Consider the following 12,103-nt stretch of genomic DNA (forward strand, 5'->3'; position numbering starts at 1 on the left):
TTTCGATCGGTGCCGGAAGTACGGTCTACGATCGGCATCGGTCCCAAAATCAACGCGGGCAAGCCCGCAGCAATCCCCGAATAATCGCCCAGAAGCGGGACTTTTCGCCCGCGATTGTGGCATCAGTACGCCATAACAAAGGATTCTGCGCCTTTGCCGGGAATTGCGCAATGCGTCGCTTGGGCAACAAATATTACAATATTACATCAGATCAGAGCGGCTAAAGCGCGACGCGCTTTAGGTCCTTGTTTTAGGCATGCCGTTGTCCCAAAACCGGGACCGCTTTTGGGCGACATGCATTAAATCCTGTCCCGCAGCGCGAACCAGTTGAGCGCCAGGAAAAGCAACGGCGCGCGGAAACGCCGGCCACCGGGGAACGGCGGGATCTTCAGATCCTCGATCAGCTTCAGCCGGTCGCGGTTGCCGGCAACGGTCTCGGCATAGAGCTTGCCGAAGAAGTTCGACAGCATGACGCCGTGACCGGAATAGCCGCCGGCCGAGATCACATTGGGCATCACTTCGCGTACGAACGGTTTTCTCGGCACCGTGATGCCGACATAGCCGCCCCAGCCATGCGTGATCTCGACATCCCTGAGTGCCGGATACAATTCCGCGATCTGACGGCGGATGTGGATGTGGATATCCTTGGGATCGTTGACGCCATAGACCTCGCGTCCGCCGAACAGCAGCCGCCCGTCCTTGGATCTGCGGAAATAGCGCACGACGAAGCGGGAATCGTCGACCGCCTCGCCGCCCGGCAGCACGGTCGAATCCGCTCCCAGAGGCACCGTCGCACCGATGAACGACCCGATCGGCATGATGTGCGCCGCGCTCACCGGCTCAAGCGTGCCGCCATAGGCGTTGACCGCGATCAGGCATTTCTGCGCTGAAACCGTACCTCTCGGCGTTGAAACCTTCACCTTGCCGCCACTGGAAATGATGCCGGTCGACGGCGTCTCCTCGAACAGCTGCGCGCCGGCTTGCGCCGCCACCCGCGCGGTGCCGATCACCAGCTTCATCGGATGGATGTGGCCGGTGCCGGTGTCGCGCGTGCCGCCGAAATAGGCGGTCGAGCCCAGCCGCTCCGCGGTCTCCTTGGCGTCCATGAAGGAAATATGCGGGTAGGAAAAACGGCTCGCCATGATCTCGGCATGCGCCTTGTAGTCGTCGACATAGCGCGGCTTGTGCGCCACCGAGAGCTGGCCGGGCATGTAGTCGATATCGATCTGGTTGGCGGCGGCGAATTCGAGGAGATGCGCCTTCGCCTCTTCGGCAAGATCGAACAGCGCCTTGGCGCGGGAGAAACCATACTCGGCTTCCAGGTCCTCCACCCAGGCGCGCTGGCCGGTGCCAAGCTGGCCGCCATTGCGCCCCGATGCGCCATCCCCGAAGCGATACGCCTCGATCAAAACGACATTGGCCCCTGCCTTGGCCAGATGCGTTGCCGCCGACAGCCCGGTAAAACCGCCGCCAATGATGACGACGTCGCATGTCCGGTCGCCGTCCAGCACCGGGTATTCGGGTCGTGGCCCGGCGGTGTCCTCATACCAGGAACGGCCGGGGGAGATCGGGGATTGGTAGGGCATGATGCGGCGAAGACTCGGGGATTTGGAAGGGTGAGAAAGCGAATAGCGAGTAGAGAGTAGAGAGTAGAGAGTAGCGAATAGGGAAGGCAGCCGGTATTACTTCTATTCGCTATTCGCTATTCGCTATTCGCTATTCGCTATTCGCTATTCGCTATTCGCTATTCGCCTAAACATTGAGCAACAAATACTCCCGCTCCCACGGGCTGATCACTTCCATGAAGGTCTCGAATTCCGCCCGCTTGATCGCCGCATAGGTGGCGGCGAAGGACTTGCCCAGATGCGCGCAGAGTTCCTCATCGCCCTCGAACAGGTCGACGGCTTCGAGCAGGCCGCGCGGCAGGTCGATCTCGTCGGCGTTGGCGGTGGTCAGGACGGGAGGCTCAGCCTTGATCTTGTTGGTGATCCCGATCAGCCCGCAGGCCAGCGATGCCGCCAGCGCCAGATAGGGGTTGGCATCGGAGGACGGAATGCGGTTTTCGACGCGCCGCGCCGCCGGATCCGAGCGTGGCACGCGGAACGCAGTGGTACGGTTGTCGTAACCCCATTTGTTGTTGACCGGAGCCGACGCCGCCTGCGTCAGCCGGCGATAAGAATTGACATAGGGCGCGAACATCACCAGCGCGTTCGGCACATGCTTCTGCATGCCGCCGATAAAATGGAAGAAATCTTCGGTCTCCGAGCCGTCTTGGGCAGAGAAGATGTTCTGTCCGGTCTTCTTGTCGATGATCGACTGGTGAATATGCATCGCCGAGCCGGGCTGTCCCTGGATGGGCTTGGCCATGAACGTGGCATAGATCTCGTGCTTGAGTGCCGCCTCACGAATGGTGCGCTTGAACATGAACACCTGGTCGGCCAGTTCGATCGGGTCGCCGTGGCGCAGATTGATCTCAAGCTGACCGGCGCCCTCCTCGTGGATGAGCGTGTCGATCTCCAGGCCCTGGCTTTCGGAGAAATGGTAGATGTCGTCGATCAGTTCGTCGAACTCGTTGACGCCGGCGATCGAATAGCCCGCGCCGCCGCCGATGGCGCGCCCCGAGCGGCCGACAGGCGGGGTCAGGGGATAGTCCGGATCCGGGTTCTTGCGCACCAGGTAGAATTCGATCTCGGGCGCCACCACCGGCTTCAGGCCGAGCTTGTCATAGGCAGCCACCACCCGCTTCAACACGTTGCGCGGGGTGAACTCGACCGAGCGACCATCCTGGTGGACGAGATCGCAGATGACCGCGGCCGTCGGGTCTTCTTCCCACGGCACCACCGTCAGCGTCGACAGGTCGGGCATCAGTTTGAGGTCGCCGTCATCCTCGGGATAATGGAAGCCGTTGCCATCCTCGGGGTAGCCGCCGGAAATCGTCGTCATGAAGACAGCCGACGGCAGTGCCAGCGAGGTGTTGGAGGTGAATTTCTTCGACGGCATCATCTTGCCGCGCGCGACGCCGGCCTGATCGGGCGTGATGCACTCGATGTCCTCGATGCCGCGCCATTCCAGCCAGGCGCTGACTTCCTTCCAGTTCTTGACGCCACGCTGGTTCTTGACAAAGGCAGGTGTGCGGACACGTCCTCCGCGGCTCGACGGACGGACTTCCTTTTTTGCAGGCGGCATCATTCACCAGATTGGGTTGCGGATTGTGGAGTATAGCCGTGCCCCGCCGTGGAAGGGAAGGGGAGCCACGCCGGGCATTGACTGAGGCGGTTGAAAATCACGCCAATCGGCTTAGTTTCGCCCGTCCCAATCCAATCGAGACCCCAATCCCAATCGAGACCCAATCTTAATCGAGACCCAATCTTAATCGAGACATTGCATGCGGCAAGACGGCAAACTGACGACGATCGGCTTCGACGCCGACGATACGCTCTGGCAGAACGAGCAGTTCTTCCGCATGACGGAGAAGCGCTTTGCGGCCATGCTTGCCGATCATGGCGAGGCCGGACATATCTCGGCACGACTGCTGGAGGCTGAAAGGCGCAACCTTGCCGTCTATGGCTTCGGCATCAAGGGCTTTACGCTGTCGATGATCGAAACGGCGATCGAGGTCACCGACGGTCGTGTGCCGGCCTCGGTCATATCAGGGATTCTCGATGCCGGCCGCGAAATGCTGAGCCATCCGATCGAGGCCTTGCCGCATGCGCGCGAGACTATCGAGAAGCTTGCCGGCGCATTCCGCCTCGTGCTGATCACCAAGGGCGACCTCTTCGACCAGGAGCGCAAGCTGGCCGGGTCGGGCCTCGGAGATCTGTTCGACGCGGTCGAGATCGTCAGCGACAAGAGTGCCGCCACCTATGCCCGCCTCTTCAGCCGCCACGGCGATGGTCCGGCAAGAAGCATGATGGTCGGCAATTCGCTGAAGTCGGATGTGGTGCCGGCCATCGAGGCCGGCGGTTGGGGTGTGCACGTGCCGCATGAACTGACCTGGGTGCTGGAGCATGTCGAAGCTCCGCTAGCCGAGCCACGCTTCCGCCAGATACCCGATCTCGGACAACTGCCGGGACTGGTGGAAAGCATCACCAACCCAGGCTGATTGCGGGGCTCAGCGGTTGATATCGCAGGCGTCAGCGATTGATCAGGCGATCGATCACCGGTTGCAGCCGTTCGGGTGTGATCGGTTTGGCGACCACCGCATCGATGATGCTCGACAGGCCCAGGCTCTCCGGTGTGCCATTCTTGGTTGAAAGCAGGATCACCGGCGGAAGTGATTTTCCCGAGGTCCGCCGCAACGCGTCGATGCTGGACAACAGATTGTCGCAGTCCTTGTTGTCGGCGCCGCCATCAAGGACAACGGCACCGGGAATGAGGGACCGCAAGATCTTTGCCGCAGTGTCTGGGGATTCCGAGATTGGCTTGAGCCCGGATCGCTCGACGATCTTCGAAATCACCACGCGATTGATTGGTGATCTCCCGACGACCAGCACCTGCGACGGATCACGGATCGTCTCAGCGCTCGAGTCGCGGCCAACCATATTTAGATGTCTTGGAGACTCGCCTTCGCGATTCACTGGGCACACAAGTCGGCCAAGAAGCTCGCCCCTATTTCAATGCAGAGTTGAAATCTGGAGAGCAATTGGCGTGAGATCGCGGCCCATGTCAAGTTGAAATAAAAGCCCCCGAAATCGTACCCTCGGCGATGAATTTGAAGCAACGCTACTGTACTGAACTGTCCACAGGGCGGGCTGCGTAAAAAGAAAATTCACCTGCGCAGAGACTGCGCAGGTGAAGGCTCGGTTGAGTGGATTTCGATCAGCCGTGGCTCTGCTGGGTGACGATCACCGGGATCAGCAGATCGCCCCAGTTGCCGTCGCCGCCGTGATGTCGTGCCGAGCGCACGAGCTCCACCGAGACGCCGGCCTCGACCGCCTTCATCACCGACTGGTTGAGGCGGTGCAGGTCGTTGGCCAGCATGCGGATCGTCGCTTGCTGGTCGACGCTCATCGTTGTGGACTGTTCCTCGGCCCGTTCCTTGACGCGGCTTATCGATGCCATTGGTGTTCTCCTTGTTTCTCAAGCCCTGTTGGGCGTTTCCTCGGTGTTCTCGTTCGTTATTCGGCGGCCGGCTTGAATTGCGCGTGCTCGGTCGATTCATGCATGGCGGTGGTCGACGACTGGCCGCCGGTGATCGCCATCGACACGGCGTCGAAATAGCCGGTGCCGACCTCGCGCTGGTGCTTGGTCGCGGTGTAGCCATTGGCCTCCGCCGCGAACTCCGCTTCCTGCAACTCGGAATAGGCCGCCATCTGCCTTGCCTTGTAGCCGCGAGCCAGTTCGAACATGCCATAGTTGAGCTGGTGGAAGCCGGCGAGCGTGATGAACTGGAACTTGTAGCCCATGGCGCCGAGCTCCTTCTGGAACCTGGCGATCGTCGCGTCGTCGAGGTTCTTCTTCCAGTTGAACGACGGCGAGCAATTGTAGGCGAGCAGCTTGTCGGGGTGATGCTTGCGCACGCCCTCGGCGAACTTCTTGGCCTGCGCCAGATCGGGCTTCGAGGTTTCGCACCAGATCAGGTCCGCGTGAGGCGCATAGGCGATGGCGCGGGCGATGCAAGGGTCGATGCCGTTCCTGACGTGATAGAAGCCTTCAACCGTGCGCCCGGCGCCATAGTCGACGAAAGGCTGGTCGCGCTCGTCGATATCGGACGTCAGCAGCTTCGCGGCCTCAGCGTCGGTGCGCGCGACGACCAGGGTCGGCGTGCCCATGACGTCCGCCGCCAGGCGCGCGGCGTTAAGGTTGCGGATGTGCGCCGCGGTCGGGATCAGCACCTTGCCACCGAGATGGCCGCACTTCTTTTCCGACGCCAGCTGATCCTCATAGTGGACGCCGGCGGCTCCCGCCTCGATGAAGGCCTTCATGATTTCGAAGGCGTTGAGCGGTCCTCCGAAGCCGGCTTCCGCATCGGCGACGATCGGCGCGAACCAGGTCTCGACCGACAGCCCGTTGCCTTCGGACGTCTCGATCTGGTCGGCGCGCTGTAGCGTGCGGTTGATGCGCTTGACCAGTTCGGGCGCCGCATTGGCCGGATAGAGCGACTGGTCCGGATACATCGCGCCAGCCGTATTGGCGTCGGCGGCAACCTGCCAGCCCGACAGGTAGATCGCCTTCAGCCCGGCGCGCACCTGCTGCATCGCCTGGTTGCCGGACATAGCGCCGAGCGCGTTGACGAAGTCCTCCTCATGAATGAGCTTCCACAACCGGTTGGCGCCCATTTCGGCGAGGCTCTGGCGGATCTGCACCGAACCACGCAGCCGCTTCACATCCTCTGGCGAGTAGGGGCGTTCGATGCCGTCGAAGCGGCCTTCCGGCGCCGACGGGACGAGGTTGTAAAAATCAGTCATTGGTCACTCCGAAAAATTGCTGCACTATGTCCGGGCGTCAATCATCTGGCTCCGGAGTATGACTGAATTTACATTGCGGTGCGAAATAGGCCAGAAAAATCAAGAAATTCGCCCGGATATAAAGGAAAACCTGTGTTGCGTTTGACAGGGAGCTAATGTAAATTTGTCATAGTTGTAAAAGGCTGGCACGGTGAAGATTGCCGTGAGGCTGTGTAAAATCCTGTCAAAGGCAGTCAATGGCTGATCAGAAGATTTTCGCCGGGCCGCGCATCCGCCGCATCCGCAACGCCAAGGGCCTGACCCAGACGGCGATGGCCGAGGGTCTCGGCATCTCGCCGTCCTATCTCAACCTGATCGAGCGCAACCAGCGGCCATTGACGGTGCAGCTGATCCTGAAACTGGCGTCGGTCTACAAGGTCGATCCGCACGAACTGCAGGGCGAGGCAAAGGGGTCAGTCGCCGCCTTGAAGGAAGTGTTCACCGATCCTCTGCTGGTCGGCGAATTGCCGGGAGATCAGGAACTGATCGAGCTTGCCGAGGCGGCGCCCAACGCGTCCGCGGCGGTGATAAAACTGTTCCGCGCCTATCGCGAACAGGCCGAACGCCTGTCCGACCTCAATGAACTCCTGGCGCGCGAAGGTCGGGCGACGGCACTGTCCGGCGCCCGCCTGCCGATCGACGAGGTGCACGAGATTTTCGAGCGCCGGCCGAACCATTTCGCCGCTCTCGAGGAGGAGGCCGCGGCGTTCACCTCGGTGCTCGATCCCGGCGACGATTTGTTCGGCGCGCTGAAGGCCTGGCTGAAGCGCGAATATGGCATCGTGGTCAAGGTGCTGCCGGTCGCCACCATGCCGAACTGGCGCCGCCGCTACGACCGTCATTCGCAGCGCCTGTTCCTGTCCGAACGCCTGTCGCCGTTCGACCAGCTGCGTGAAGTCGCGATGGAGGCCTGCCTGATCCGCATGACGGTCGCGGTCGCCGGCGACATCCAGGCGCTCAAGCTGACCACCGACGAGGCCCGCCGTCTCGCTCGTTTCGAGCTCGGCCGCTATGCCGCGCATGCGCTGATGATGCCCTACCAGGCCTTTCACGCGGCTGCCGTACGCGCCCGCTACGATATCGACGTCTTGCGTTCGCGCTTCGGCGTCTCCTTCGAACAGGCGGCGAACCGGCTGACCATGCTGCAGCGGCAAGGCGCGCTCGGCGTGCCGTTCTTCATGCTGGAGGTCGACAATGCCGGCAACCGCTTCCGCAAGGCCGGCAGCCAGGGCTTTCCGCAAAGCCGCTTTGGCGGCGGCTGTCCCAAGCTCCCCGTGCATGTCGCCTTCTCTCAGCCCGGCCAGATCTTCGTCGAAGCGGTGGAGATGCCGGACGGCGCCGAATTCCTGTGCATCGCCCGCACGCTGGAGGGACCGCAAGGCGCGTTCTCGGAACGTCCGCGCCGCACGGCGCTGCTGCTCGGCTGCGACATCGGCTTTCGCGACGACATCGTCTACGGCGCGGCACTTCCCGGCGCGGCAATCACCGCCAAGGCGGGCAGCATAGCTGCGACGCCGGTCGGGCCTGCCTGCCGGCTTTGCGAACGCGCCGGCTGCCTGGCGCGCGCCGAGCCACCGGTGACGCGTCCGCTCGGCCTCGACGAGATGGTGACGGGCTTGAGCGCCTTCGACTTCCAGTAGGGCCATGTTCCAGTGAACCGCAGGTCAATCGCGTATGGGAAGCTGAGGCTTTCGCTCTACGAACACCCCCACCCCTAACCCCTCCCCACAAGGGGGAGGGAGACTTCCGTTGGTGCCGATCTCGGCAAATTGCCTGCTTTTCAATGCCAAAAGAGGAAGTAAAGGGCACGCGGCAGCGTTCCCTCCCCCTTGTGGGGAGGGTTAGGGTGGGGGTCCTTCTTCGCAAGAATCCATATGCGATTGCCCCACGGGAGCGAGGGCGAGGTGCCACAATTGTCGCCGGTCGCTGGCTCACCCCCGGCATGCGCCTTTGCGGTACGCGAACAGGGTATCTTTTTGTCGTCCCTTGCGCATCGTCCCGTCCACAAAAGCTCGACAGTCGCGCCCATGACCGACACAGCATCATCATCGAGCGATGTTTTATCGACCAGCTCGCCGCGCGAGGAACGCGTCGGCATGCTTTTGGTGTTCCTGTCGGCGCTGATGTGGAGTTTCGGCGGCACCATTGCCCGCTTCATCACCGCCGGCGACAGCTGGACGGTTGTTTTCTGGCGCTCTGTGTGGGCGGCCGCCTTCCTGATCTGCTTCATGGTCTGGCGCGATGGCTGGCGCGGCACGCTGAAATTGTTCCGCGACATGGGTCTGCCCGGCCTGGCCGTCGGGGTCTGCTTCGCCACCGCATCGACCGCATTCGTCGTCGCGCTTGCCTACACCACCGTCGCCAACATCCTGTTGATGCAGGCCGGTGTACCGCTTCTGGCGGCGCTGTTTGCCTGGGCGCTGTTTCGCGAAAGGGTGACTGTCGCGACCTGGCTGGCGATTGCCGCCGTCATCACCGGCGTCGCTATCATGGTGTCGGAATCGCTCGATGGCGCCGTGTCGCCGATAGGCGACGGGCTGGCGCTCCTGATTGCGGTCATGTTCTCGATCGCCACCGTCATCACCCGGCGGTTTGCCGGCGTGCGCATGACGCCGGCGACCTGCCTTGGCACCATGCTTGCGGCGGGCTTTGCCGCATCGCAGGCATCGACATTCTCCGTGTCGGCCAGTGACATGGGCTTTCTCTTTGCCTTCGGCGTGGTCAATCTCGGTCTTGGCCTCGCCTTCTTCGCCACCGGCGCGCGGCTGATCCCGGCGGCCGTCGCCGCACTGCTCGGTACGTTCGAGCCGATCCTTGGGCCGATATGGGTCTGGCTCGTCCATTCCGAAGTGCCGTCCGGCCGCACCATCATCGGCGGCGCGGTGGTGGTCACGGCGCTGCTCGTCCATATCGGGCTCGAATTCAAGCGCCAGACACGGCCCGAGCGCGCAGGGGTCACCGGGGTGCCGTCGCCTAATTGAAGCGGCGTGCAGCTTTGCCATTGACAAATTTGCCGCCGCACGGGCAGGCTGAGGCTACGGCAACAACAAGACAGGCTTATCTTGCCAAGTCTCCCCGCCGGTCAGATCGAGACCGGACCCCATCGTCGTATCTCTGCCCGCGCCACGGCGAAAGCCTCTGACGGCACCGGCACGCCACCCGGGCCGCAGCAGGGGCACACAGCCACCACCTGCCGCTCATCGAACCCTCCCCATGGCGTCGACAGTTCGCGCTTGTCGCTTCCTGGAAAGCTCAATAGTCTGAAGCAAATGCCCGGCCGCGCTGATACCGCGACGTGCCGGCGAAGGAACACTCATCAAAGGAGAATAGCATGATCCGCAAAGCGCTCTGGCTTTCGGCGACCTCGGTATTTCTGACGCTTTTTACCGTCGGCGGCCACGCCGAGGACCGCGTCGTCAACGTCTTCAACTGGTCGGATTATATCGACAGTTCGATCATCGACGATTTCACCAAGCAAACCGGCATCAAGGTCGTCTATGACACCTTCGATTCCAACGAAATCCTGGAAACCAAGCTGCTTGCCGGCGGCAGCGGCTATGACGTCGTCGTGCCCAGCGGCAACTTCCTCGCGCGCCAGATCCAGGCCAACGTGTTCCAGAAGCTCGACAAGTCGAAACTGCCGAACATTTCCAACATGTGGGACACGGTTACGGAGCGGACCGCCAAATACGACCCCGGCAACGAATATTCGGTCAACTATATGTGGGGCACGGTTGGCCTCGGCTACAACATCAAGAAAGTGCAAGCAGCACTCGGTACCGACAAGATCGACAGCTGGGATGTGTTCTTCAACCCGGACACTCTGGCCAAGCTGAAGGACTGCGGTGTCTATGTGCTGGATTCGCCGGCCGACATCATGCCGGCGGCGCTGAAATATCTCGGTCTCGACCCGAACAGCACCTCGCCTGACGATATCGCCAAGGCCGAGGAGGCCATGCTCAAGGTCCGGCCCTACATCAGGAAGTTCCACTCCTCGGAATATATCAACGCACTCGCCAATGGCGATATCTGCATGGCCGTCGGCTGGTCGGGTGACGTGTTCCAGGCCCGCAACCGAGCGGTCGAGGCCAAGCAAGGCGTGGAAATCGGCTATTCCGTGCCGAAGGAAGGCGCGCAGATGTGGTTCGACCAGATGGCGATCCCCGCCGATGCGCCGCATGTCGCCGAGGCGCTCGAGTTCATCAACTACATGATGAAGCCGGAAGTGATCGCAAAATCGTCGAACTATGTGCTCTACGCCAACGGCAACAAGGCGTCGCAGCAGTTCGTCGACAAGGCCCTGTTGAATGATCCTTCCGTCTATCCCGATGCCGAGACGATAAAGAAGCTCTACACGGTCGCTCCTTACGATCCCAAGACCCAGCGCGTCATCACACGCAGCTGGACCAAGATCGTCACCGGCCAGTAAGCAATCCGATACGGTCCCGGCAGTCCCCTGCCGGGACCAATTCTTCTGGGGCAAGAAGCAAGAAACAGGACGGAGTGGGACATGAAATCGCTTGGCAGCATCCGCAGGGATTTCGCGCCATGGAACGACCCGAACGCCAAGCCATACATCCAGTTCGACAACGTCACCAAGAAGTTCGGCGACTTTACCGCCGTCAACAATCTGTCGCTGACCATCTTCGAGCGTGAGTTTTTCGCCCTGCTCGGCGCCTCGGGCTGCGGAAAATCGACGCTGCTCAGGATGCTCGCCGGCTTCGAGGAACCGACAGCCGGCCGCATCATGCTCGACGGCCAGGATCTGCGCGGCATCCCGCCCTATCGCCGGCCGGTCAACATGATGTTCCAGTCCTATGCGCTGTTCCCGCATATGACGGTCGAGAACAACATCGCCTTCGGGCTCAAGCAGGACGGCATGCCGAAGCCCGAGATCGCGTCACGCGTCGCCGAGATGCTGAAGCTGGTCAAGCTCGAACAGTTCGCCAAGCGCAAGCCGCACCAATTGTCCGGCGGCCAGCGCCAGCGCGTCGCGCTCGCCCGCTCGGTCGCCAAGCGGCCGAAGGTGCTGCTGCTCGACGAGCCGCTCGGCGCGCTGGACAAGAAGCTGCGCGAGGAAACGCAGTTCGAACTGATGGACCTGCAGCAGAATCTCGGCCTGACCTTCGTCGTCGTCACCCACGATCAGGAAGAAGCGATGACCATGGCCGACCGCATCGCCATCATCGACAAGGGCGAGGTGATGCAGGTGGCGACGCCGGCCGAAGTCTATGAGGCGCCGGGATCGCGCTTCGTCGCCGGTTTCGTCGGCAATGTGAACATGTTCGAGGGCAAGATCGCGCGTGGCGAGGCTGGAACCGCCAGCATCGACGCCGGCAATGGCATCACCATTCGCACGGAGAATGCCGGCAATGCCGCCGCCGGGGCCGCCGTCACCTTTGCCATCAGGCCGGAAAAGATCAAGGTGTCGTCGAAGAAGCCGGCCGAGGCCGTCAATGCCATCGAAGGCGAGGTCTATGACATCGCCTATCTCGGCGACATGACCGTCTTCCACGTCAGGCTCGACGACGGACAGGTTGTGCGGGCCAGCACCATGAACGCGGCTCGTATCACCGAGGATCCGCTGAGCTGGAACGACCGCGCCTGGGTCTCCTTCCGGCCAGACGCCGGCGTCGTGCTGACACGGTAGGGGGCGG

The 12,103-nt window shown here is 62.0% G+C and carries 10 protein-coding genes; 5 read left to right on the plus strand and 5 right to left on the minus strand.

Features of this window, described 5'->3' with window-relative positions; genetic code table 11:
* Window positions 1-299: 299 nt before the first annotated feature.
* Both BPNPMPFG_RS28000 and BPNPMPFG_RS28005 read right to left on the minus strand, forming a co-directional pair.
* On the minus strand, window positions 300-1,586 hold the full coding sequence (locus BPNPMPFG_RS28000; RefSeq protein WP_258591819.1) for an NAD(P)/FAD-dependent oxidoreductase: 1,287 nt from the start codon (window positions 1,584-1,586) through the stop codon (window positions 300-302).
* 166 nt (window positions 1,587-1,752) lie between these two features.
* Entirely contained in the window at window positions 1,753-3,189 is a 1,437-nt protein-coding gene (locus tag BPNPMPFG_RS28005; RefSeq protein WP_258591820.1) for a glutamine synthetase family protein, read from the minus strand.
* A gap of 196 nt (window positions 3,190-3,385) precedes the next feature.
* Between BPNPMPFG_RS28005 and BPNPMPFG_RS28010 the strand changes: the two genes are divergently transcribed.
* Window positions 3,386-4,102 carry an HAD family hydrolase gene (locus tag BPNPMPFG_RS28010; protein ID WP_258591821.1) on the plus strand — a complete coding sequence of 239 codons (717 nt, stop codon included), beginning with the start codon at window positions 3,386-3,388 and terminating at the stop codon, window positions 4,100-4,102.
* Window positions 4,103-4,133: 31 nt separating this feature from the next.
* On the opposite strand, the gene BPNPMPFG_RS28015 is transcribed toward BPNPMPFG_RS28010, so the two are convergent.
* From BPNPMPFG_RS28015 to aceA, 3 genes are all read right to left on the minus strand, one after another.
* Entirely contained in the window at window positions 4,134-4,541 is a 408-nt protein-coding gene (locus BPNPMPFG_RS28015; RefSeq protein ID WP_258591822.1) for an ANTAR domain-containing protein, read from the minus strand.
* Between the two features lie 277 nt (window positions 4,542-4,818).
* Complete coding sequence (locus BPNPMPFG_RS28020; RefSeq protein ID WP_006202762.1) at window positions 4,819-5,061, minus strand: SMc00767 family acetate metabolism repressor; 243 nt, start codon at window positions 5,059-5,061, stop codon at window positions 4,819-4,821.
* A 56-nt stretch (window positions 5,062-5,117) separates the two neighbouring features.
* Window positions 5,118-6,407, minus strand: coding sequence for an isocitrate lyase (gene aceA, locus BPNPMPFG_RS28025; RefSeq protein ID WP_258591823.1), 1,290 nt, complete (start codon window positions 6,405-6,407; stop codon window positions 5,118-5,120).
* A gap of 236 nt (window positions 6,408-6,643) precedes the next feature.
* Between aceA and BPNPMPFG_RS28030 the strand changes: the two genes are divergently transcribed.
* From BPNPMPFG_RS28030 to BPNPMPFG_RS28045, 4 genes are all read left to right on the plus strand, one after another.
* Complete coding sequence (locus BPNPMPFG_RS28030) at window positions 6,644-8,086, plus strand: helix-turn-helix domain-containing protein (RefSeq protein WP_258591824.1); 1,443 nt, start codon at window positions 6,644-6,646, stop codon at window positions 8,084-8,086.
* A 387-nt stretch (window positions 8,087-8,473) separates the two neighbouring features.
* Window positions 8,474-9,427 (plus strand): DMT family transporter, encoded by a 954-nt coding sequence (locus BPNPMPFG_RS28035; RefSeq protein WP_258591825.1) that lies wholly within the window; start codon window positions 8,474-8,476, stop codon window positions 9,425-9,427.
* 350 nt (window positions 9,428-9,777) lie between these two features.
* Window positions 9,778-10,875 (plus strand): polyamine ABC transporter substrate-binding protein, encoded by a 1,098-nt coding sequence (locus BPNPMPFG_RS28040; RefSeq protein WP_258591826.1) that lies wholly within the window; start codon window positions 9,778-9,780, stop codon window positions 10,873-10,875.
* Window positions 10,876-10,956: 81 nt separating this feature from the next.
* Entirely contained in the window at window positions 10,957-12,096 is a 1,140-nt protein-coding gene (locus BPNPMPFG_RS28045; RefSeq protein ID WP_258591827.1) for an ABC transporter ATP-binding protein, read from the plus strand.
* Window positions 12,097-12,103: the final 7 nt, after the last annotated feature.

The sequence above is a fragment of the Mesorhizobium sp. AR07 genome, from assembly GCF_024746815.1.
GTDB lineage: Bacteria > Pseudomonadota > Alphaproteobacteria > Rhizobiales > Rhizobiaceae > Mesorhizobium.